The organism is Streptomyces sp. NPDC023541 (assembly GCF_055559995.1).
The window spans coordinates 423,212-445,708 of the sequence record NZ_JBVHJO010000004.1 but is presented as its reverse complement, the minus strand read 5'-3'; the positions used below and the strand labels follow the sequence as shown (position 1 = coordinate 445,708).

14 protein-coding genes and 1 tRNA gene are annotated in these 22,497 nt (G+C 73.7%); 8 read left to right on the top strand and 7 right to left on the bottom strand.

The window, feature by feature from the left end; genetic code table 11:
- Positions 1-513 precede the first annotated feature (513 nt).
- The 3 genes from ACZ3X1_RS12515 (at position 514) to fxsT (ending at position 6,387) form a co-directional block, all read left to right on the top strand.
- Positions 514-1,995, top strand: a complete 1,482-nt coding sequence (locus ACZ3X1_RS12515; protein WP_467279137.1) for an FxsB family cyclophane-forming radical SAM/SPASM peptide maturase — start codon at positions 514-516, stop codon at positions 1,993-1,995.
- A complete protein-coding gene (locus ACZ3X1_RS12510; RefSeq protein ID WP_467279135.1) occupies positions 1,992-3,248 on the top strand; it encodes an HEXXH motif domain-containing protein in 1,257 nt (418 codons plus the stop codon). Before ACZ3X1_RS12515 ends, ACZ3X1_RS12510 begins: the two co-directional genes overlap by 4 nt.
- Before the next feature lie 64 nt (positions 3,249-3,312).
- The gene (fxsT, locus tag ACZ3X1_RS12505; protein WP_356815516.1) at positions 3,313-6,387 is read left to right on the top strand and encodes an FxSxx-COOH system tetratricopeptide repeat protein; all 3,075 of its coding nucleotides are present in this window, start codon (positions 3,313-3,315) and stop codon (positions 6,385-6,387) included.
- A gap of 228 nt (positions 6,388-6,615) precedes the next feature.
- Here fxsT and ACZ3X1_RS12500 read toward each other — a convergent pair.
- The 5 genes from ACZ3X1_RS12500 to ACZ3X1_RS12480 all read right to left on the bottom strand — a co-directional run bounded on the left by ACZ3X1_RS12500 (position 6,616) and on the right by ACZ3X1_RS12480 (position 14,436).
- Positions 6,616-6,734: transfer RNA gene (locus tag ACZ3X1_RS12500), tRNA-Gly, on the bottom strand.
- A 639-nt stretch (positions 6,735-7,373) separates the two neighbouring features.
- Positions 7,374-11,243: a multifunctional oxoglutarate decarboxylase/oxoglutarate dehydrogenase thiamine pyrophosphate-binding subunit/dihydrolipoyllysine-residue succinyltransferase subunit gene (locus ACZ3X1_RS12495; RefSeq protein WP_467279130.1), complete on the bottom strand. Its 3,870-nt coding sequence runs from the start codon at positions 11,241-11,243 to the stop codon at positions 7,374-7,376.
- Positions 11,244-11,514: 271 nt separating this feature from the next.
- Positions 11,515-12,555, bottom strand: coding sequence for a HAMP domain-containing sensor histidine kinase (locus ACZ3X1_RS12490; protein ID WP_356815250.1), 1,041 nt, complete (start codon positions 12,553-12,555; stop codon positions 11,515-11,517).
- A 47-nt stretch (positions 12,556-12,602) separates the two neighbouring features.
- Complete coding sequence (locus tag ACZ3X1_RS12485) at positions 12,603-13,343, bottom strand: response regulator transcription factor (protein WP_030028984.1); 741 nt, start codon at positions 13,341-13,343, stop codon at positions 12,603-12,605.
- A gap of 517 nt (positions 13,344-13,860) precedes the next feature.
- A complete protein-coding gene (locus ACZ3X1_RS12480; protein ID WP_467279123.1) occupies positions 13,861-14,436 on the bottom strand; it encodes a hypothetical protein in 576 nt (191 codons plus the stop codon).
- A gap of 18 nt (positions 14,437-14,454) precedes the next feature.
- On the opposite strand from ACZ3X1_RS12480, the gene ACZ3X1_RS12475 reads away from it, so the two are divergent.
- Positions 14,455-15,843 (top strand): glycosyltransferase family 39 protein, encoded by a 1,389-nt coding sequence (locus tag ACZ3X1_RS12475; RefSeq protein WP_467279121.1) that lies wholly within the window; start codon positions 14,455-14,457, stop codon positions 15,841-15,843.
- Between the two features lie 150 nt (positions 15,844-15,993).
- Positions 15,994-16,929, top strand: a complete 936-nt coding sequence (locus ACZ3X1_RS12470) for a sulfurtransferase (RefSeq protein WP_467279118.1) — start codon at positions 15,994-15,996, stop codon at positions 16,927-16,929.
- On the opposite strand, the gene ACZ3X1_RS12465 is transcribed toward ACZ3X1_RS12470, so the two are convergent.
- Positions 16,891-17,235: a hypothetical protein gene (locus ACZ3X1_RS12465; protein WP_362624892.1), complete on the bottom strand. Its 345-nt coding sequence runs from the start codon at positions 17,233-17,235 to the stop codon at positions 16,891-16,893. The genes ACZ3X1_RS12470 and ACZ3X1_RS12465 overlap by 39 nt on opposite strands.
- 226 nt (positions 17,236-17,461) lie before the next feature.
- Here ACZ3X1_RS12465 and ACZ3X1_RS12460 point away from each other — a divergent pair, with 226 nt between their 5' ends.
- The 3 genes from ACZ3X1_RS12460 to ACZ3X1_RS12450 all read left to right on the top strand — a co-directional run bounded on the left by ACZ3X1_RS12460 (position 17,462) and on the right by ACZ3X1_RS12450 (position 21,522).
- Positions 17,462-18,220, top strand: a complete 759-nt coding sequence (locus ACZ3X1_RS12460; RefSeq protein WP_467279113.1) for a DUF4097 family beta strand repeat-containing protein — start codon at positions 17,462-17,464, stop codon at positions 18,218-18,220.
- A gap of 326 nt (positions 18,221-18,546) precedes the next feature.
- On the top strand, positions 18,547-20,943 hold the full coding sequence (lon, locus tag ACZ3X1_RS12455) for an endopeptidase La (RefSeq protein WP_467279109.1): 2,397 nt from the start codon (positions 18,547-18,549) through the stop codon (positions 20,941-20,943).
- A 138-nt stretch (positions 20,944-21,081) separates the two neighbouring features.
- Positions 21,082-21,522, top strand: a complete 441-nt coding sequence (locus ACZ3X1_RS12450; protein WP_356815241.1) for a MarR family winged helix-turn-helix transcriptional regulator — start codon at positions 21,082-21,084, stop codon at positions 21,520-21,522.
- 29 nt (positions 21,523-21,551) lie between these two features.
- Here ACZ3X1_RS12450 and ACZ3X1_RS12445 read toward each other — a convergent pair whose 3' ends face one another.
- Complete coding sequence (locus ACZ3X1_RS12445; RefSeq protein ID WP_356815240.1) at positions 21,552-22,325, bottom strand: hypothetical protein; 774 nt, start codon at positions 22,323-22,325, stop codon at positions 21,552-21,554.
- Positions 22,326-22,497: the final 172 nt, after the last annotated feature.

The following is a 22,497-nucleotide window of genomic DNA, read 5'->3' as shown; positions in this document are numbered from 1 at the left end:
GTCCTGCGGGGACACTCCGCCGTGTCCCCGCCCCACGGCAGGGCTGCGACAGTGCCCCGAAAACGCCCGGGCCGACTGGGCGGTTCCCGGAGCGGGGCCCGACGCGTGGGGAGCGGGGACGGGGAGGGGTGTCCCCGCAGGACGAGCGCGCAACCACCGGGTACAGCCGAGACGCCCCGCACGCGCCGAGCCGAGGAGACACCCCTGCCCGGCCCCGCGGACCGGCCCGCACCGTGCCCGGATCCCGGTGAGGGGGCCGGTCCGCAGGACGATCCGAACCCGCCCGCCCCGCCGCAGGAAGGGCCCCGCGGACCCGCCCCCACCGCGCCCGTATCCCGACCCGCGAACCGGCCCGCAGGACGACTCGAACCTGCCCGCCCCGCTGAGGGAAGCGCAAGGGCGCCCCCGCGTGGGCGGGTTGACCACTTTCCGCCGTTAGCCGGGACCGGCGGAAGGGCAGGGATGGACCGTCCGCCGGGGCGCCCCGGCGGTGGGGCGGGGAGGGGTGCGGCGATGCGGCGAGCGATCACGAGCGGCTCCCCGCTGCCCGCGCCCGCCGGCCCCGGGCCGGACCCCGACCGGCGATCCGGCCGCATGCCGCACACGGACTCCGCTCACGGCCCGGCCCCCGACCGGCAGCCGGGCTCCGCCCAGGGCCCGGGACCGGGCCGGCCGGAGGGGGCCGCGCGACACCCCGCGGGGCACGCGCACGCGGCCCGGCACGCCCGCAACGCCCCCTGGCCGTACACCCGGCTCGACGTCGCCGCCGCGCGGGCCGCAGGCCATGCGCCCCATCCCATCCGGCAGTTCGTGCTCAAAACCCGCAGCCGCTGCAACCTCGCCTGCACCTACTGCTACGTCTACGAGATGGCCGACCAGGGCTGGCGCGACCAGCCCGTCGCCATGACCCCCGCCACCGCCGCCCGCGCCGCCCAGCGGATCGCCGAACACGCCGCCGCCCACGACCTGCCCCGCGTCGACCTGGTCCTGCACGGCGGCGAACCCCTCCTCACCGCCCCCGCCGCACTCGCCGCACCCGTCGAAGCCGTACGGGCCGCCCTCGCCGCGACCGCCCCCCGCACCCGGATCACCGCCACCGTCCAGACCAACGGCACCCTGATCACCCGCGGCCGCCTCACCGCCCTGGCCGCCGCCGGGATCCGCGTCGGCGTCAGCCTCGACGGCGGGCTGGCCGCGCACAACACCCGCCGCGTCGACCACGCCGGACACCCCGGCTTCGGCGCCGCCGCCCGCGGCCTGCACCTGCTGGCACGCCACCCGGACAGCTACGCAGGGGTGCTCTGCGTCGTCGACCTCGACCACGACCCCGTGGAGACGTACGAGTCCCTGCTCGCCTTCGCCCCGCCCACCGTCGGGCTGCTGCTCCCGCTCGCCAACTGGAGCGCCCCGCCGCCCCGCGGCCCCGGCCGGCGGCCCGGCGCGCCGGGGACCCCGTACGCCGACTGGCTCCTCGCCGTCTTCGAGCGCTGGTGGCACGACGGGGAACGACGCACCCGCATCCGGCTCTTCGAGGAGATCATCGCCCTGCTGCTCGGCCTGCCCGCCACCACCGAGACCCTCGGGCTCGCGCCCGCCGCCACCGCCGTCATCGAGACCGACGGCTCCATCGAACAGGCCGATTCACTGAAATCCGCGTACGAGGGGGCCGCCGCCACCGGCATGGCCCTCGACACCCACAGCTTCGACCAGCTCCTCGACCACCCCGGCTTCGCCGCCCGCCAGCTCGGACGCGACGCGCTCGCCGCCGACTGCCGCGCCTGCGAACTGGTCGAGGTGTGCGGCGGCGGCCACTACCCGCACCGCTACCGCGCCGGCGAGGGCTTCCGGCAGCCGTCCGTCTACTGCGCCGACCTCCAAGTCCTGATCCGGCACATCGCCACCGCCGTCCAGCACGCCGCGGCCACGGCCGCCGGCCGCCGCCGCGCCGGCGCCGCCCACCCCACGGCCGCCCACCCCCCGGCGGCCGCCTCATGACCGCCGCCCTCGCCGCCTTCACCGTGTCCTCCCACACGCTGCGCGCCCTCGCCTCCACCGAGCCCTCCCCCGAAGGCACCCGCCTGGTCCGCGACGTGCGCCGCTCCAAGCGCCTGGTCCTGCTCCGCGCCGTCCTCGACGCCGCCCCCTGCGGCCGGTCCGGCCGGACCGCCGACCACTGGGCCCTGCTGGAGGAAGCCGAACGCCACGACCCGGCCGCCGTACGGGACGTACTGCACTACCCGGCCACCGGCGTGTGGGCCGAGGAGACCCTGCGCCGGCTGCACGCCCCCTTCGGCCCGCCGCCGGACCTCGCCCACCTCGGCGCGCTCGCCGCGGCCGCCGCCCTGCGCTCCGGGATCCCCTTCACCCACACCCTGCGGCCGGTGCACGGCCGCCTCGCCCTGCCCACCCTCGGCCTGCTGCGCCCCGACCGCCCCGGCCCGGTCGTCCTCACCGAACGCTCCTGGGACCCCGACGACCCCGCCACACTGCCCCTGCACGCACTGCCCGGAGGCCGCACCGCCCTCGACGACCTCGACCCCTACCGGGCCCCCGGCCCCGCACAGCCCGCCCCCCTGCGCCCTGCCCGCCGCCTCACCCCCAAGGGCCACAAGCGGTGGGACACCCAGTGGTCCGGGGCCCTCACCCTGCTCCAGCGCTATGACACCGTCCGCGCGGAGGAGACCGTACAACTGCTGCGCTCCCTCGTACCGCTCGCCGGAGGCTCCCGCTCCAACGGCGCCACCCTCCCCGCGGCCGCCGGCTCCGTACTGGCCCGCGCGCAGGCCCCGCCCGCCCTCGCCGCGACCCTCGTCCACGAGGTCCAGCACGGCAAACTCACCGCCCTCGCCGACGTCCTGACCCTGCACACCGCCGACGCAACGCCCCGCCACTGGGCCCCCTGGCGCAGGGATCCCCGCCCGCTGGAGGGGCTCCTGCACGGCACCTACGCCCACCTGGCCCTCGCCGGCTACTGGCAGCGGGCCGCCCTCTACGGCGCCCGCGGCGCCTGGGCCCAGCACGCCCGGATCCGCGCACAGGTCGCCGCCGTCCTGCCCGCCCTGCGCGCACACGACCGACTGACCTCCGTCGGCCGGGAGTTCACCGACGCGATGGCCGCCGCAGAACGGGCCATGGACGACCTCCCGCCCCCCGGCGACCAGCACGCCGCGGCCCGCCGAGCCGTCGACCGCGAGCGCCGCGCCTGGTGCGAGGCACACCCCCAACTCGCCCCGTTCGCGCAGGTCTGACGGACCGTCCGCTGCGGTACCTTTTCAGTCCCGTCCACTGCCCGCAGCCCAGGGAGACGGCCGCATGACCACCGGTAGCCGGCAGGACCGCGAATCGGCGCAACAGCCCCAGCAGCCACTGCAGCCGTCCCAGCCCCAACAGTCACCGCAGCCGTCCCAGCCCCAGCCCCAGCGGCCGCAGCGCTTCGTCATCAGCTTCGCCGGCTTCAACCGCCCCTGGGCCGTGTGGATCGCCCACCGCCTGGAAGAACACGGCCACCGCGTCACCCTCCAGCGCTGGGACCCGCAGAACAGCCCCGGCCTCACCCAGGCCCTCGACGACCTCGCCCGATCCGGCAGCCGCGTCCTCCTCGTCCTCAGCGAACGCTACTTCTCGGCCGGCACCCACACCGACGAGGAGTGGAACACAGCCCTTCGCGCCGTCACCGACGACCACCCGGACCGGTTCGCCGCCGTCTGCCTCACCGACGCACCCCTGCCCAGTGCCGTCGCCGTCCTGGAGAAGACCGACCTGTGGGGCCTCGACGCGTACGAGGCCGAATACCGGGTACTGCGCCGCCTGGAACTCCCCACCGAGCGCATCGGCACCGAAACCGGCCGCCGCGGCCCCCGCTTCCCCAACGACCCGCCCGAGATCTGGGGCCGCGTCCCGCGCCGCAACCCCCGCTTCACCGGCCGCAACGACGTCATCGGCACCCTGCGCCAAGCCCTCGCCGAAGCCCCGCCCGGCGCGTCCACCGTCACCCTCCTCGGCCTCTCCGGCGTCGGCAAGACGCAGGTCGCCACCGAGTACGCCTACCGCTTCGCCTCCGAGTACGACGTCGTGTGGTGGGTCCCCGCCGAAGACCGGCCCACCCTCCGCGAGCGCCTCGCCGACCTGGCCCCGGCCCTCGGCCTCCCCCGCGGCGCCGGCAGCTACGGCGAGCAGATCCGGGCCGTCCTCGAAGCGCTGCGCCGCGGAGCCCCGTACGGCCGCTGGCTGATGGTCTTCGACGGCTGCGACAACCCCGACGACCTCATCGACCTGCTGCCCGCCGGCGGCGCCGGCGACGTCATCATCACCTCCCGCAACCGCGAATGGGCCGCCCGGCACACCAGCCTCGTCGAGGTCCCCCTCTACGCCCGCCCCGAATCGATCACCTTCATCCGCCGCCGCGCCCTGCGCCTCACCGCCGACGAGGCCGACCAGCTCGCCGAGGCCCTGGAGGACTACCCCCTCGCCCTCGACCAGACCGCCGGCTGGCTCGCCGACTCACCGCTGCCCGTCGGCGACTACCTCGCTCTGCTCCAGCGCCGGATGGACTCCCGCGAGGCCGTCACCCTCTCCGAGGACTACCCGCTGCCCTTCCCCACGGCCCTCGCCATACTCCTCAACAACGTCCGGGAGAACTTCCCCGACGCCCTCGCCCTGCTGCGGCTCTTCGTCTTCTTCGCCCCCGGCCCGGTGCCGCTGCGCCTGCTGCGCGAGTTCCCCGCCGACGACGTGCCCGAACAGCTCGCCGGACTCATCAACGACCAGATCCGCTGGAACGCCGCCCTCAACAAGCTCGTCCAGTTCTCCGTCGTGCGGCTGGAGTACTCCGACCTCCCCGTGGAGGAGGGCGGTGGCGGGCTGGAGACCGTACAACTGCACCGCATGGTGCACGGCATCGTCCGCGAGAACCTCTCCGAGGACGAGGCCGAACCCCTCGCCCGGGCCGTCCGCCAGGTCCTCGCCGCCGCCGACCCCGGCCGGCCCTCCGACTCCCGGCTCTGGCCCCGCTACGCCGAACTCGTCCCCCACCTCACCCCCTCCGGGGTGATCACCAGCAGCAACCCGCGCATCCAGAACTTCCTGCTGCACTGCCTGCGCTACCTGATCCTCGCCGGGGAGTACCGCACCTGCCTGCGCCTCTGCGAGGAGACCGACCAGATCTGGCGGGCCCGGCTCGGCGAGGACCACCCCAAGGTCCGCGAGCTGAGCTACCAGTACGGCAACTCGCTGCGAAACCTCGGCCTGTTCCGCCGGGCCGAGATCCTCACCAGGGCCGTCGCCGACCGGCTCACCGGCGAACGCGGCGACCAGGACCTGGAGAGCCTGCGCGCCACCAGCGCCTACGGCGGCGTCCTGCTGTGCATCGCCAAGTTCGAACCGGCCCGCGAGATCTTCGAGCACTGCCTGGCCACCTACCGCGAGCTCCTCGGCGAGGACGACTCCATCACCCTCGACGCCCAGAACAACCTCGCCGCCACCTACCGGCTGCTCGGCCGCTACCAGGACGCATACGACCTCGACCTCGACACCCTGCGCCGCCGCGAACGCGTCCTGATGCCCCTGCACATCTCCACCCTCGCCTCCGGCATCGCCTGCGCCATGGGACTGCGCCTCATGGGCCGCTACCGCGAGGCCCAGACCCGGCAGGAGCAGGGCGTCAAGCTCAACACCCAGGTCCTGGGACTCGGCCACCCGCAGACCCTGCGCGCCGAACACAACCTCGGCCTGTGCCTGCGCCGCTCCGGCGACATCCCCGGCGCGGGCCTGCGGCTGCGGACCGTCTGGGAGCGGGCGACGCGCGTCTTCGGCGTGGACTACCCCTGGACGCTGATGGTCGCCTCCGACTACGCCACGTACCTCAGGGAGTACGGGGACATCGGCGAGGCACGCCGCATCTCCGAGGACGTCGTCCGCGGCTACCAGTCGCAGCTCGGCCTCGCCCACCCGTACAGCATCGGAACCGTCGGCAACCTCGGCCTGGTCCTGCGCGCCCAAGGCGAACGCGCCGAGGGCCTGTCCCTCGGCGAACAGGCCCTCGTCGGCATGCGGGGCGCGCTCGGCGCCCGCCACCCCTGGACGCTGGGCTGCGCCCTCAACGCCACCGGCCACCGCAACATCACCGGGCGGCTGGAGGACGCTCTGGACCTGAGCCGCGAGACGCTGCGCACGGCCGAGCGCGTCCTGGGCCCCGACCACCCGATGACGCTGAGCGCCCAGATCGCCCTGGCGGCGGACCTGCGGTCCGTACGGGAGGACACGGAGGCGGGCAAACACGAGGAGGCCGGCATCAAGGGCCTGACCCGCACCCTGGGCCCGCAGCACGTCCACACGGTGTCGGCGAAACAACGTGCCCGCCCCTACTGGGACTTCGAACCGCAGCCGTAGGACGGGGAGGTAGGGGCCGCACGCGGGCAGCGCCTTCACCCCAGCGGCCCACCACCCCGGGCCGGCGGCTGCCCACCCGCCCCCTCGGGAGTGGGGCGCGAGACGACGGCACGGCATCGGGGCCGAGGATCTGACGCGCGAGCAGTACACGGCAGCAGTGAAGGCCCGCCGCCGGACGAGCGCGTGACGGATATTCACCAGAGCTCCTGGCCAAGTTCAGGTTGGTTGTGGTGCCGACGGGATTCGAACCCGTGGACAGATGGGAGCAGGTCCGCCCCGTCTCCGTCAGTCGCCGTGGAAGGGACCTCCGCCACGTCGATCGCAATGGGCCGCTCTGCCACGGCGCCGCAACCTGCGGAAATGCGCGCACTCCCGCTGCGACTCAGCGTAGAGAAGCCGCCGCATGCGGACGAATCCTTTTCCGTGCTCCTCCCAGCCCCGAACGAGGGGCGGACGCGGTCAGGGAGAAGCGCGTAGCGATCGAGGGCGGCCTATGTCCAGCCCAAGAGGCCGGCAGACGCCTTTCGGCAGGAGCGCGTGGCGATTTGGGGCGCTGCCCCGACCGCCCCGCGCATCGCTGATGTGGCCGTCTCTCTTTTGAAGGCCCGGCCCGTTCCTTTGGGGGGTTCCCGGCTGTCCTCGTATGTCCGGGGCGGGACGGTCGGTCAAGGGTGGCCGGAGGCCATCGCGTAGCGACGCGACCGCAGGGAGCGCCCTTGAGGGGCCGGCGCGAACCGGAGAGACGATGGGACTGGCGGGAAACCCCCAAGACAGCTCTGATGCCGCCCCGCACGGACACCGTCCCGGTACCGCGCCGTACTTCCTGGCTCGCCGCCATCGGCCCAGCCGCGCTCCGACCCCGCCGCGCCCCGGGGGTGGGCAGCCACCGGCCGGCAGGCCGGGGCCGCGGGGTGAAGGCCCCGGGTGCCGGGGGAAGCCGGAAGGCCCGGCCCCCTTGGGGGCCGGGCCTTCCGGGTGCTGCGGGGTTACGCCTCGAAGACCTCGTTCAGGAGGAGCTGCTGCTCCGCCTGGTGGCGCTTCGCGGAGCCCACCGCCGGGGACGAGCCGTGCGGGCGCGAGATGCGCCGCAGGCGCTCGCCCGCCGGGACGTCCGCACCGACCGCCAGGTCGAGGTGGTCGATCAGGTTCAGCGCGATGAACGGCCACGCACCCTGGTTCGCCGGCTCCTCCTGGGCCCAGATGTACTTCGCCGCGTTCGGGAACTTGGCGATCTCGGCCTGGAGCTCCGCACCCGGGAGCGGGTACAGGCGCTCGATGCGGATGATCGCGGTGTCCGTGATGCCGCGCTTCTCGCGCTCGGCCTCCAGGTCGTAGTAGACCTTGCCGGCGCAGAAGACGACCTTGCGGACCGCGCTGGGGTCCACCGTGCTGTCGCCGATGACCGGACGGAACGAACCGGTCGTGAACTCCTCCGCCTTCGACGCCGCAGCCTTCAGGCGCAGCATCGACTTCGGGGTGAAGACGATGAGCGGCTTGTGGTGCGGGTTGTGGACCTGCCAGCGCAGCAGGTGGAAGTAGTTCGACGGCAGGGTCGGCATCGCGACCGTCATGTTGTCCTGCGCGCACATCTGGAGGAAGCGCTCGGGACGCGCGGACGAGTGGTCCGGGCCCTGGCCCTCGTAGCCGTGCGGGAGGAGCAGCGTGACGCCGGAGGTCTGGCCCCACTTCTGCTCGGCCGAGGAGATGAACTCGTCGACGACGGTCTGCGCGCCGTTGACGAAGTCACCGAACTGGGCCTCCCAGAGCACCAGCGCGTCCGGGCGGGCCAGCGAGTAGCCGTACTCGAAGCCCATGGCCGCGTACTCGGAGAGCAGCGAGTCGTAGACGTTGTAGCGGGCCTGGTCGTCGGAGAGGTAGAGCAGCGGCGTGTAGTCCTCGCCGGTCTCCCGGTCGATGAGGACCGCGTGGCGCTGGCCGAAGGTGCCGCGGCGGGAGTCCTGGCCGGACAGCCGGACCGGGGTGCCCTCCATCAGCAGCGAACCGAAGGCCAGGGTCTCGCCCATGCCCCAGTCGATGGTGCCCTCGTCGATCATCGCCGCGCGGCGCTGCAGCTGGGGCAGCAGACGCGGGTGGACGGTGACGCCCTCGGGGATGGTGACCTGGGACTCGGCGATCCGCTTGACGACGTCCTGGGAGATCGCGGTGTTCACGGCGACCGGGAAGACGGCGGACGTGCCCGGGGCGGCCGGCGCGGAGACCGCGGGCTGCGTGGCGGCCTCGCGGACCTCCGCGAAGACCTTCTCCAGCTGGCCCTGGAAGTCCTGGAGCGCCTGCTCGGCCTCTTCCAGCGTGATGTCACCGCGACCGATGAGGGACTCGGTGTACAGCTTGCGCACCGAGCGCTTCTTGTCGATCAGGTCGTACATCAGCGGCTGCGTGAAGGCCGGGTTGTCGGACTCGTTGTGGCCGCGGCGGCGGTAGCAGATGAGGTCGATGACCACGTCCTTGTTGAACGCCTGGCGGAACTCGAAGGCCAGACGGGCAACGCGGACGACGGCCTCGGGGTCGTCGCCGTTCACGTGGAAGATCGGCGCCTCGATCATGCGGGCCACGTCGGTCGCGTACATCGAGGAACGCGAGGACTCCGGGGCGGCGGTGAAGCCGACCTGGTTGTTGATGACCACGTGCACGGTGCCGCCGGTGCGGTAGCCGCGCAGCTGCGACATGTTCAGCGTCTCGGCGACGACGCCCTGGCCGGCGAAGGCCGCGTCGCCGTGGAGCGCGAGCGGGAGGACCGTGAAGTCCGTGCCGCCCTTGTTGATGACGTCCTGCTTGGCGCGGGCGACACCCTCCAGGACCGGGTCGACCGCCTCCAGGTGGGAGGGGTTCGCGACGAGCGAGACCTTGATCTGCTCACCGTCGAGGCCGGTGAAGGTGCCCTCGGCGCCCAGGTGGTACTTGACGTCGCCGGAGCCGTGCATGGACTTCGGGTCGAGGTTGCCCTCGAACTCGCGGAAGATCTGCGCGTACGACTTGCCGACGATGTTCGCGAGGACGTTCAGGCGGCCGCGGTGGGCCATGCCGATGACGACCTCTTCGAGGCGGGCCTCGGCGGCCGAGTCGATGACGGCGTCGAGCAGCGGGATGACGGACTCGCCGCCCTCCAGGGAGAAGCGCTTCTGGCCGACGTACTTCGTCTGCAGGAAGGTCTCGAAGGCCTCGGCGGCGTTCAGGCGGCGCAGGATGCGCAGCTGCTCCTCGCGCTCCGGCTTGGTGTGCGGGCGCTCGATGCGGTCCTGGATCCAGCGGCGCTGCTTCGGGTCCTGGATGTGCATGAACTCGACGCCGGTGGTGCGGCAGTACGAGTCGCGCAGCACGCCGAGGATGTCGCGCAGCTTCATCATGGACTTGCCGGAGAAGCCGCCGACGGCGAACTCGCGCTCCAAGTCCCACAGGGTGAGGCCGTGCTCGGTGATGTCGAGGTCGGGGTGCTTGCGCTGCTTGTACTCCAGCGGGTCGGTGTCGGCCATGACGTGGCCGCGCACCCGGTAGGAGTGGATCAGCTCGAAGACGCGGGCGGCCTTCGTGACGTCGTCGTCGTGGCTGGCGTCGATGTCGCGGTTCCAGCGGACCGGCTCGTACGGGATGCGCAGCGACTCGAAGACGGAGTCGTAGAAGTCGTTCTCCCCGAGGAGCAGGTTCGCGACGATGCGGAGGAACTCGCCGGAGGCGGCGCCCTGGATGACCCGGTGGTCGTAGGTCGAGGTCAGGGTCATGACCTTGGAGATGCCCAGCTTGTTCAGGGTGTCCTGCGAGGTGCCCTGGAACTCGGCGGGGTAGTCCATGGAGCCGACGCCCATGATGACCGACTGTCCGGGCATCAGGCGGGGCACGGAGTGGACGGTGCCCAGGCCGCCGGGGTTGGTGAGGGAGCACGTCACGCCGGTGAAGTCGTCCATCGTCAGCTTGCCGACGCGGGCGCGGCGGACGATGTCCTCGTAGGCCTGCCAGAACTCGAAGAAGTTGAGGGTCTCGGCCTTCTTGATGCCGGCGACGACGAGCTGGCGGTCGCCGTTGGGCTTCACCAGGTCGATGGCGAGGCCGAAGTTCACGTGGTCGGGCTTGACCAGGGTCGGCTTGCCGTCCTTCTCCGCGAAGGAGTAGTTCATCGACGGCATGGCCTTGATGGCCTGCACCATCGCGTAGCCGATGAGGTGCGTGAAGGAGATCTTCCCACCCCGGGCCCGCTTGAGGTGGTTGTTGATGACGATGCGGTTGTCGAACAGCAGCTTCACCGGGACGGCGCGGACGGACGTGGCCGTCGGGACGTCGAGGGAGGCGTTCATGTTCTTCGCGACGGCAGCCGCCGGGCCGCGGAGCGTCACCAGCTCGGGGCCCGCGGGGGCCCCAGCGGTGGGCGCGGCCTTTTGCGGGGCTACGGAGGCGGGGGCGGGCGCGGCCGGTGCGGCGGCCGGGGCCTGGGAGGTGACAGTCACAGCAGGGGCACCAGAGGGGATGGCAGGAGCAGGGGCAGGAGCTGACACAGGCGGAGGAGTCGGCGTCGCGGTGGGCGCGGGCGCGGCGTCCGCCGCCCCCGTGGCGGCGTCGGCGACCTGCGGGGTCCGGGCGACGGCGGTGGCGGCCTGTGCGGAGGCGCCGTCCGTCGGCGTGGACTTCTCGGAACCGGCCGACGTCACCGGAGCGGCGGCGCCCCCCGGCTTGTAGTCGGCGAAGAAGTCCCACCAGGCCCGGTCGACCGATTGCGGGTCCTGGAGGTACTGCTGATAGATCTCGTCGACGAGCCACTCATTCGCGCCGAAGCCTGAGGCAGGGTTCTTCCCGCCCTCTGCTGCTTCGGTCGTGGTGCTCGAGTTACTGGGGGACTGTGGCGACACGGCGGCAACCGCCCTCTTCCGCTTCACAAGGTATGGACAGCGGGAATAAAGGCTACGCCTCCTGGGCCGCTGCATGCAGGCCGGGCGGGACTTACGTCGTGTAGGTCACATCGAACGGCGGGTTTCATGACGTGGAATGGCGGGAAACCAGCCTGGTTCGGGTAGGGGGCACCCAGGTTGCGGCCCCCTTGGCTTCGCACCCCTGACGGACCCCGGCTACGTGTGGCCGAGATCATGTCCTTCCCAGTCGAACCCTACGTCAACGCGGCACCTATGAGCTGCCCGGAAGGGTGACGTGGATCCGGCAGCCGCGTGACGATTCGGCCACCCCGATCCTGCCGCCGTGCAGCTCCACGGCCCAGCGGGCGATCGCCAGGCCCAGTCCGGTGCCTCCGTCGCCGCCACGGGCGCTGCCCCGGTTGAACCGCTCGAAGACCCGGTGCCGCTCGGCCTCCGGGATGCCGGGGCCCTCGTCGCGGACCTCCAGCACCAGCCCGCCCGGCGCCTCGCCCGCCCGGGCCCGGACCGTGACCCGGCCGTGCGGGGGGCTGTGCTTGACCGCGTTGTCGATCAGATTGGCCACCACCTGGTGCAGGCGTTCGGCGTCCGCGTAGGCGCACAGCTCCGGCGGGAACACGTCCAGGTGCAGGTGCACGTCGTTGCGGGTGTGCCCGCCGGAGCCGGAGAGCAGCCCGGGCCGGCCGGCGGCGGCCAGCCCCGACTCCTTCAGCACCCCGGACAGGTACGGCCACACCTCGAAGCGGCGGGCCTTCAGCGGCACCACGCCGTTGTCCACCCGGGACAGGTCCAGCAGGGTCTCCACGAGCCGGCCGAGGCGCTCGGTCTGCTTGAGCATGGTGCGCATGGTCTCCGGGTCGGCGGCCGAGACGCCGTCGACGACGTTCTCCAGCACCGCCCGCAGTGCGGCGATCGGGGTGCGCAGCTCGTGCGAGACGTTGGCGACGAGCTCCTTGCGGTGCTGGTCCACGGCCTCCAGGTCGTCCGCCATGAGGTTGATCGTGGAGGCCAGGTCGCCCAGCTCGTCGCGGCGTCCGGCGCCCCGCACCCGACGCGTGTAGTCGCCGTGGGATATCGCCCGGGCCACCGTGGTCATGTCGTCCAGCGGGGCCGTCAGGCTGTGCGCCACGAACTGGGTGATCAGCATCGAGGCGATCACCGAGAAGACGGTGATGAACCGCAGCTCGGTGTCGGTGCGCAGGGCCACCAGCAGCAGGCCGGTGGTGATGAAGACCGAGACCACCACGAGCGTGCCGAGCTTGGTCTTGATCGAGAACGGCGAGAAGGGCCGCAGCCCTCCGGTGGGCCGCTGTCGCTGGCGCTGCCCCTCCGCCCGGCCGTTCACGGCTGGGCCGGGGTCTCCAGGGCGTACCCGACGCCGTGGACCGTACGGATCCGCTCGGCGCCGATCTTGCGCCGCAGGGCCTTGATGTGGCTGTCGACCGTACGGGTCCCGGACGCGTCGGCCCAGTCCCAGACCTCCGCCAGGAGCTGCTCCCGGGAGAGCACCGCCCGCGGGGTCCCGGCCAGGCACACCAGCAGGTCGAATTCGGTGGGGGTCAGGTGGACGTCCTCGGTCTGCACCCGGACCCGGCGCTGCGCGTGGTCGATCTCCAGGTCGCCCAGGCGCAGGGTGGCGCCGCGCGGGGTGTGCGCGGCGATCGTCGCCCGCTCGACCCGCCGCAGCAGTACGTGGACCCGTGCGGCCAGCTCGCGCATGGAGAACGGCTTGGTCATGTAGTCGTCGGCGCCGACGCCCAGTCCGACCAGCATGTCCGTCTCGTCGTCCCGGGCGGTGAGCATCAGCACCGGCACCGGGCGCTGCGCCTGGACCCGGCGGCAGACCTCCAGCCCGTCGAAGCCGGGCAGCATGACGTCGAGGACCAGCAGCTCGGGCAGCCAGCTCTCCGCCGCGGCGACGGCCGCAGGACCGTCGGTGGCCGTCTGTACCTGGAAGCCCTCGGCGCGCAGCCGGGCCGCGATGGCCTCGGCGATGGTGCGGTCGTCCTCGACGACGAGCACACGCCGCTGGGCGCCGGGTGTTGCCGCGGCGCCGGTGTGGGTGGTGTGTGTCTGTTCCATGTCCGCCCCTGAAGATCCCGCTGAATGGGGTGCAGCGTAGAGGAGGCTCCGGCCTGCGGCTACGTGGGGTTCGGACACGGCATATGCGCTGGACCTGAGTAAATGGAATGGGATGTACCGGGTGTCGGACCCCCCGCGGGACCGGCACCCGGCGGGTGGGACGGTCAGCTGCCCCACCGGCTGTGACCTCGTCGGATCCTTGTTGGAGGGGACCTACAAGGCCGGTCCGCGGCCGTGCGGGAAGACCGGCTCGTGAGTGTCGTTCGGCACATCCGGCCGGGAGGCGGCGACGGCGGCCGTGGAGCGGGCAGCCCGAAGGGCAGCCGGCCCCCGCCTGCGGCCCGGCCGGAGGCCACGTCGAGCAGTGCCGTGTCCGAGGCGCCGTAGTCGGCGATCAGCGCCGCCGCCCGTTCGGCGATCTCCGCGTGTGCAGGCGCCGCGTACGAGCTCGCCGGTCAGGCGGGCGTCGGAGCCGGAGGTGCCGGACCGGCGGGGCTCGCCCGGCTGGGCCCGGAGCTCAGCGTGCCGTGAACGGCGGCAGCGCGTCCGCGACCCGCTCCAGGGCCGGCGGCAGGGACCCCTGCTCACCGGCGACCTCGTACCCGCCGTGCGCGAAGGTGTAGAAGAACCCGTCGTAGATCTTGGGACCGCCCGTCGCGATCCTGGGCAGACGGGCGAAGTCGGCCTCCCGGAGCGCCGTGCGCAGGGCCGTCAGCTCCTGCTCCGACAGTTTCCCGGTGCCCTCCGGCTGCGCCTTCCCGTCCAGCCGGGACCACGAGCCGTCGCCCTTCACGACCAGGGTGTGGGTCTCGCCGGCGAAGCCCCCGCTGCGGGTGACCCGGACCAGGGTGTCGGCGGGGGCGGGAACCGCGCTCGGGCCGGTGCTGGTGCCGGTGCCGGGGCCGGTGCTGGGGGCCGGGCTCGCAGCGGGGCCGGCGCCCGTACCCGTACTCGCGGCCGGTTCCGCGGAGCCCCTCGGCGGCGCGTCGTCGCTGCCACCGGAACCGGACGGTCCGCACCCCGCCAGGACCACCGCACCCAGAAGTACCGAAACCACCGCCCGGAACGCGCGCACACCCACCTCCGCAGCCACTCGGGTCCACCCCCGAGTATGGAGTCCGCACCCCCGATCCGACAGCTTCAGGAGGCCGCCATCCGCCGCATCGCGCCATGGCGCCTGCTCCCGCCGCTGCTCGCCGCGGTCCTCGGCCTCTGGGGCCTGGAGCGGGGCGGCGGCATGTGGCGCGACGAGTCCGTCACCTGGCAGGTGGCGCACCGGTCGCTCGGCGGGATGCGGAACCTCCTCGGCCAGGTCGACGCCGTGCACGGCCTCTACTACGTGATCATGCACGGCGTGTTCCAGGCCTGGGACGGCGGCCTGTGGGCACTGCGGCTGCCCTCCGTCGCCGCCACCGCCCTCGCCGCCGCGGGCGTGGCCGCCGTCGCGCACCGGCTCGCGGGGGATCGGGCGGCGGTCGTCGCCGGCTGCGTGTACGCCGTGCTGCCCCCCGTCCAGATGTACGCGCAGGAGGGCCGCTCGTACGCGCTGGTCGCGGCCGCCGTGGTGTGGGCGACGTACCTGATGCTGCGCGAGCGGTGGGCGGCCTACACCGCGGTGCTGCTGATCGGCTGCTGGCTGCACGAGTTCGCCGCGCTCGCGCTGCTCGCCCACGCCTTCACCGCCCGGCGCTCCCGCGGCTGGCGGCGGAGCGCCGCGACCGTCGTCGTCCTGCTGCTGCCGCTCGCCGTGGTGAGCGTGCGTCAGGCGCACCAGCAGCTCGGCTGGCTGGGCAGGCCGAGCTGGCAGGACTGGGCCGCCTACGCGGTCGTCGCCGCCGCCTCCCTGCTGCTCGCGCGGGGCGCCCCGAAGGACCTCGTACGGGTGGCGCTGCCCCTGGTCCTGCTGCCGCCCGGACTGCTGATGGCGATCTCACTGCTCAACCCCTGGTACGTCGACCGGTACGTGCTCTACGCCCTGGCCGGGACCGCCCTGCTGGCCGGTGCACGAGCGGCCGCCGCCCGCGGATGGCGGCCGTGGGCGGCGGCGGTCGCCCTCCTCCTGCCGTTCGGCCTGTGGTCGGCGTGGCTGCGCACTCCGGAGAGCCGCAAGGACGACGTCCTCGCGGTGGCCGCCGCGGTACGGGAGCGGGCCCGCCCGGGGGACGCGGTGGTGTTCATGCCCTCCCGCAGGCGCGAGTGGCTGCTGTCCTCGCCGGACGTCTACGCGGGCCTGCGCGACCCCGCCCTGGCCGCCTCCCCGGCGGCCTCGCACACCCTCCAGGGCACCGAGCTGCCCCCGGAGCGGATCCGCGCGGCCCTGCTCGCGTCGCCCCGCGTGATCGCCCTGCTGGACCCGGAGGGCGAGCCGCTGGACCCGTATCCGCGCGAGGCGGTCAAGCGGGAGGTGCTGGCGGGCTCGTTCGACCTCTGCTCGGTCACCGGGGTGCGCGGTGCCCGGGTCGCGGTCTACGCCCGCCCGGGCGGCTGCCCGGCCCCCTGACACGGACGGGGCGAACCCGCCCCGCGGCGGGGGCGGTCGCACGCCGGGCGGGGCCGCGCCGGAGGATGGGGGCGACCGCGTCGCACAGCCGGCGGGCCGCGCCGCCCAGGCGGGGCGGGTGCGGCCCGCCGAGCCTCCAGGAGGTGCCGTATGCCCACGCCCGACCGCCCCGAGTCCCGCCCGCCCGGGCCCGCGAACCCCGGACCGCTGGTCGGGGCCGACTGGCTGGCCGCCCGATTGGGCGCCCCCGGACTGGTCGTCTTCGACGCCTCCGTCGGCGCCCACCGCGCCGCAGGCCGCCGTATCCCGGGCGCCCGCCCCTTCGACCTCGACGGAGCCCTGTCCGACCACGCGGCGCCCGCCCCGCACACCATGCCCGGGCCCGCCGAGTTCACCGAGGCGCTGCGCTCCCTCGGCCTCGACGACACCGACACCGTCGTCGTCTACGACGGCGCCGGCGTCTACTCCAGCGCCCGCGCCTGGTGGATGCTGCGCGCCATGGGCTTCGACCGGGCCGCCGTCCTCGACGGGGGACTGCCCGCCTGGACGGCCGCCGGCCTGCCCGTCGAGGCCGCCGCCCCGGAGTACGGGGGTCCGCACGGCACCTTCACCGCCCGGCCCCGCGCGGGGCTGCTCGCCGACGCCGAGGACATCGCCGCGGCCCTGTCCGACCCGGCCGCTGCCGTCCTCGACGCCCGGACCCGCGAACGCTTCGAAGGCACCGCCCCCGAACCCCGTCCCGGCCTGCGCGGCGGCCACATGCCGGGCGCCGTCAGCCTGCCGTTCGGCGAACTCCAGCGCCCCGACGGCCTCATGCGCCCGGCCGGGGAACTCCGGGCGGCCTTCGCGGCGGCCGCGGGCGGACGCGAACGCCTCCGCTTCAGCTGCGGCTCCGGAGTGACCGCCTGCGTGCTGGCCCTCGGCGCCGACCTCGCCGGCTACCGGGACCTGGCGGTGTACGACGGCTCCTGGAGCGAATGGGGCCTGCCCTCACCGCTGCGCCCGGTCGCCACCGGCCCGGGCGCGGGTGTGGACACCGCCCCGGGATCAGCCGAAGACGACCGACCGCACCTTCAGGCGCTCTGACGCCCCGCCGGTGTACGGCCGCAGGCGGAAGGAGGGCCCCTCGCAATTGGTGTCGGCGAAGACCGTGGCCCAGGCGTCGGTGCGGTTCCTCGGCGAGTGACCGGGCTCGGGGTTCTCCTGACCGACGCCGGGCAAGTTGATGCACTGGCCGTCCGCCGGGTCGTTGAGGAAGCCGGAGGCGTCGTAGCCCTCGACGGTCACGTACTCGTAGCTGAACCGCCCCGAGGCGGCTGAGGCGGAGGCCGGGACGGCGACGAGGAGCAGGGCGGCGCCGAGAACGGCGGTGAAGGCGGAGCGGAGACGCATCAGCTGGTCTTTCTGCGAGGGGGAACACTGCCGCAGCCACCTCTGCCCGTACGCGTGGCCCGCATCCGCGCATCACGCGTACGGATGAGGAGGAAACGACGCTGCTCCGCCCGAACGGCCGACGCCGGCCGCACGCCGGGGGCCCGGGGGCCCGGGGGACAACCCGACACCGGATCCGGGTGCCGGCCCCATCGGCCGCGCGGCGCCGGCGCCGGAGGATCGGTGCATGACGTCCCACACCACGGCCCCCCGGGCCGCCCGCGCCGCGGCCGTCGCCCTCGCGGCCGGCCTCGTCCTCGCCGGATGCTCCTTCGTCGACGGGCCGCGCAGGACGGCGAGCGCCGACACCACGGTCACCGAGGCGGTCTCAGCCGTCGAGGTGACCGGCACCCGGGCCGGGTCGATCGAGATCACCCCGGGGGCCGGTCCCGGCGTCACGGTCCGCCGCACCGTCCACTACCGCGGCGACACCGCCCCCACGCCAGGCCATCAGGTCAGCGGGGGCGTGCTCACCTTCACCAACGGCTGCTCCGCAAGCTGCTACATCGACTACCGCCTGGAGGTCCCCGCCTCCGCGAAGGTCACGCTGGAGAGCGACAGCGGCGACATCACCGTGACGGGCGTGGCCGCCGTCGAGGTGGAGGCCGACTCCGGCGACGTCCGGGCCGAGGACATCGCCGGCCCGCTGAAGATCCGTACGACCTCCGGAGAGATCACCGCCACCGGGCTGGCCGGCCCCGCCACGTCGGTGCGCTCCGACTCGGGCGACGTCCGCCTGCACTTCGCGAAGGCCCCCTCCTCGGTGCTCGCCGAGACCACCTCCGGCGACGTCGGCCTGAAGGTGCCCGCGGCCCCCTACCGGCTCGCGGTCTCCACCACCTCCGGTGCCCGCGACGTCACCCTCCCCGACGACGCCTCGGCCCCCTCCCGCCTCTCGGCGAGAACCACCTCGGGCGACGTCCGCATCTCCCCCCTGAACCGCTGAACGGCCCCGGTGGGGGGCGCCGCCGGCCCTTGCACGCGTCCTGGCGCCCTGCGCGTCCGTGAGGCCGACGGCGACGCCCTCCCACCGCCTCCGCCGGCATCTGCCCGGTGACCCGCACACCGGCGAGACGCTCGGTCAGTGCGAATACCGCCGCCTTCCCGTCGAGGCCGGGAGCCTCGTCACCCATCGGGTGAACGCCCTGTGCGGAAGGACGAATCCGGCTGTCCCGAAGTGCGTTCGCCCCGGGCGAACGGGGGTTGGGGAACATCGGCAGGCGCACATGCATTGAGTCGGCATAGCTCAACTTCACTGCCGAAGGGAAGATCATGGCTTCGACGTCTCTAACGCTCACCCTGCCCGTGCTGCCGCTCGACGACGAGGTCGTGCTGCCCGGAATGGTCGTTCCGCTGGACCTGTCCGACGCCGAGGTGCGCGGGGCCGTCGAGGCCGCCCAGGCCGCGGCGGGCAGCGGGAAGCCCCGGGTGCTGCTCGTGGCGCGGATCGACGGGAAGTACGCCGCGACCGGTGTGCTCGGAACCGTCGAGCAGGTCGGCCGGCTCTCCGGCGGCGACCCCGGCGCGCTCATCCGCGGCCTCGGGCGCGTCCGCATCGGTGCCGGCACCACCGGGCCCGGAGCGGCGCTCTGGGTCGAGGGAGAGACCGTGGACGAGACCGTCCCCGATCCGCTGCCGGGCGCCGTCGCCGAACTCGTCAAGGAGTACAAGGCGCTCGCCACCAGCTGGCTCAAGAAGCGCGGGGCCTGGCAGGTCGTGGACCGCGTCCAGCAGATCGAGGGGGTCTCCGCCCTCGCCGACAACTCCGGATACTCGCCGTTCCTGACGGCCGAGCAGAAGGTCGAACTCCTGGAGACGGCCGACCCGGTCGCCCGCCTCAAGCTGGCCGTCAAGGCGCTCAGCGACCACCTCGCCGAACAGGACGTCGCCGAGTCCATCGCCAAGGACGTCCAGGACGGCGTCGACAAGCAGCAGCGCGAGTTCCTGCTGCGCCGCCAGCTGGAGGCCGTGCGCAAGGAACTGCGCGAGCTGAACGGCGAGAAGGACGGCGAGGAGTCCGACGACTACCGCGCCCGCGTCGAGGCCGCCGACCTCCCCGAGAAGGTCCGGGAGGCCGCGCTCAAGGAGGTCGACAAGCTGGAGCGGTCCAGCGACCAGAGCCCCGAGGGCTCATGGATCCGCACCTGGCTCGACACCGTCCTCGAACTGCCCTGGAACGAGCGCACCGAGGACCGGTACGACATCCAGGGCGCCCGGGCGGTACTGGACGCCGAACACGCGGGCCTCAGCGACGTGAAGGACCGCATCACCGAGTACCTGGCGGTGCGCAAGCGCCGCAGCGAGCGCGGCATGGGTGTCATCGGGGGCCGCCGAGGGGGCGCCGTCCTCGCTCTCGTCGGCCCGCCCGGTGTCGGAAAGACCTCGCTGGGTGAAAGCGTGGCCCACGCCATGGGGCGCAAGTTCGTCCGGGTCGCCCTCGGCGGCGTCCGGGACGAGGCCGAGGTGCGCGGCCACCGGCGGACCTACGTCGGCGCCCTGCCGGGCCGCATCGTCCGGGCCATCAAGGAAGCCGGGTCGATGAACCCCGTGGTGCTCCTCGACGAGATCGACAAGGTCGGCTCCGACTTCCGCGGCGACCCCGCGGCCGCCCTCCTGGAGGTCCTCGACCCCGCCCAGAACCACACCTTCCGGGACCACTACCTGGAGGTCGAACTGGACCTGAGCGACATCGTCTTCCTGGCCACCGCCAACGTCCTGGAGGCCATCCCCGAGGCACTCGCCGACCGCATGGAGCTCGTCCGCCTCGACGGATACACGGAGGACGAGAAGGTGGTCATCGCCCGCGACCACCTGCTGCCCCGCCAGCTGGAGCGCGCCGGGCTCGCCGCCGACGAGGTGGTCCTGGAGGAGGACGCCCTGCGCAAGCTGGCCGGGGAGTACACCCGCGAGGCGGGCGTACGCACCCTGGAGCGGGCCGTCGCACGCCTGCTGCGCAAGGTCGCCGCCCAGCACGAGCTGGGCGAGCGGGAACTGCCCTACCGCATCGGGGCCGACGGCCTGCGGGCTCTGATCGGACGCCCGCACCACGTGCCGGAATCCGCCCAGGACCCGGCCGAGCGGCGCACCGCCGTCCCCGGCGTGGCCACGGGCCTCGCGGTGACCGGCGCGGGAGGCGACGTGCTGTTCGTGGAGGCCTCGCTGGCCGACCCCGAGACGGGTGCCGCCGGACTGACGCTCACCGGCCAGCTCGGCGACGTGATGAAGGAGTCGGCGCAGATCGCCCTGAGCTTCCTGCGCTCGCACGGCGCCGAACTGGAACTCCCGGTCGCCGACCTCAAGGACCGGGGCGTGCACATCCACTTCCCGGCCGGCGCGGTGCCCAAGGACGGCCCCAGCGCGGGCATCACCATGACCACCGCCCTCGCCTCGCTGCTCTCCGGGCGGCAGGTGCGCACGGACGTGGCCATGACCGGCGAGGTGTCACTGACCGGGCGGGTCCTGCCGATCGGCGGGGTCAAGCAGAAGCTGCTCGCCGCCCACCGGGCGGGCCTGACCACCGTCATCATCCCCAAGCGCAACGAGGCCGACCTGGACGATGTCCCGGCCGAGGTGCTGAAGGGGCTGGAGGTGCACCCGGTGACCGATGTGCGCCAGGTCCTGGAGCTCGCCCTGGACGGGGCGCAGGTGCCGGTCACGGCCGCCGCCTGACCCCTGGCCGAAGGGCCCGTTCCGGCTTCCGGACGGCCCGGGTCCCCGCTCCGGCGGGGCCCCGGGCCGTCCGCACACCCGCTGCGAAATACTGGGCCCCACCCACCGGGGTGCCACACATCGAACGAGGAGCGGGACGTGCACGGGAGTGAAGACCAGGAGTTCCTTGCCCTGGAGCGGGAGCTGTCCGTCTTCCTCCGGCGGGCACGCGCCTCCTCCGGGGAGATGGCCCGCGAGCTCCACCCCGAGCTGGAGCCCGCCGCGTACGGGCTCCTCGTACGCCTGGAGGCGGCCGGCCGGCAGCGGGCCACCGACCTCGCCGCCTACTTCGGGGTCGGCAAGGCCACCATGAGCCGGCAGCTGCGGGCCCTGGAGGTCCTGGGCCTGGTGGCCCGTGAGCAGGACCCCGCCGACGGGCGGGCCTTCCTCGTCGGGCTCACCCAGGAGGGACGCGAGCGGTTCCTGCGGGTACGGGGCGCGCGGCGCGAGCAGTACATGCGCAAGCTCGCCGGGTGGGACCGCGGCGAGGTGGCCGAACTGGCCCGCCTGCTGCACCAGTTGAACGCCGGCGCCGAGTAGGGCGACCGCCGGCGCCGGGCGAGGGCGCCTCAGAGCTCCGCGTAGACCGCCGACGCGTCGTCGTGCCGCTTGTACCGGGCCGACGGGCGCGCCGGGTCGGACTCGATGGTGCGGACCCGGCCGATCAGCCCCTGCGCGCCCTCCTTCCGCAGCACCGTCATGCACTCGGCCCAGTCGCCCTCCCCGAACGTGTCCGTCCACCGGCTCGCCCCGTCCGTGAGCGCGGCCACCGACCGCACCCGGGAGCGCGGCGTGCGCCCCGTGACCGCCCGGGCCGCCACCGACGCGTCCGCGGCCGCCGTGAAGAAGCCGCCCTCGGCGTTGCGCAGGGCGTCCGTCGCGGCCACCGAGCGCAGCACCTCCCGCGGCACCCGGTCCAGCCGGTCGTCGAGCACCGCCGTCACCTCGCCCCCGGGCGCCTGGAGGAGCAGTACGGAGTCCGACAGCACGAGGTGTTCCACGTACTCCGCGTCCCAGCGGACCACGACGACCGTCGCCTGCGGGGTGCGTGCGTGAGAAAGGTCACACGTGCCGCGGTGGACCTCGGCCGTGGCGCGGACGGCTTCGGCCAGGATCCGGTCCAGCGGCATGTCCCGTCGCGATCCGGACAGTTCGGTCAATCGGCCGCCGAGCCGGGCCGCGAACCACGGCACGCCGTGCACGCACCCGTCCCCGTCCGCGGGCGGGGTGACTCCGTCCAGGACCACCAGGACCCCGCCTCCCGAAGCGGGCGCCGACGCCGACACCCAGTCCTCATTGGGGCGTTCCTGACTGCCGGGGGCCGTGGCGAGGTCGATGCGCATACGGGCATTCTGTCCGGCGCGGGCCTGCGGACCCGGGTAGGTACGGACCAGAGGGGGGAGTGGCGGGCGGCCTGCGCGCGCAGCCTCCGGGCCCCGGCCCGGCAAGGCCCCGGCGCGGGACCGGCGATGTGGGCGGGGCATACTGCCAAAGGCCGCATCGATCTTTCAACCA

Bases quoted from the DNA above. Each gene is read 5' to 3' on its own strand.
- ACZ3X1_RS12515 (WP_467279137.1), top strand. From the start codon at position 514: ATGCGGCGAGCGATCACGAGCGGCTCCCCGCTGCCCGCGCCCGCCGGC.
- ACZ3X1_RS12510 (WP_467279135.1), top strand. From the start codon at position 1,992: ATGACCGCCGCCCTCGCCGCCTTCACCGTGTCCTCCCACACGCTGCGC.
- fxsT (WP_356815516.1), top strand. From the start codon at position 3,313: ATGACCACCGGTAGCCGGCAGGACCGCGAATCGGCGCAACAGCCCCAG.
- ACZ3X1_RS12485 (WP_030028984.1), bottom strand. From the start codon at position 13,343: ATGGAACAGACACACACCACCCACACCGGCGCCGCGGCAACACCCGGC.
- ACZ3X1_RS12475 (WP_467279121.1), top strand. From the start codon at position 14,455: ATGGAGTCCGCACCCCCGATCCGACAGCTTCAGGAGGCCGCCATCCGC.
- ACZ3X1_RS12470 (WP_467279118.1), top strand. From the start codon at position 15,994: ATGCCCACGCCCGACCGCCCCGAGTCCCGCCCGCCCGGGCCCGCGAAC.
- ACZ3X1_RS12465 (WP_362624892.1), bottom strand. From the start codon at position 17,235: ATGCGTCTCCGCTCCGCCTTCACCGCCGTTCTCGGCGCCGCCCTGCTC.
- ACZ3X1_RS12460 (WP_467279113.1), top strand. From the start codon at position 17,462: ATGACGTCCCACACCACGGCCCCCCGGGCCGCCCGCGCCGCGGCCGTC.
- lon (WP_467279109.1), top strand. From the start codon at position 18,547: ATGGCTTCGACGTCTCTAACGCTCACCCTGCCCGTGCTGCCGCTCGAC.
- ACZ3X1_RS12445 (WP_356815240.1), bottom strand. From the start codon at position 22,325: ATGCGCATCGACCTCGCCACGGCCCCCGGCAGTCAGGAACGCCCCAAT.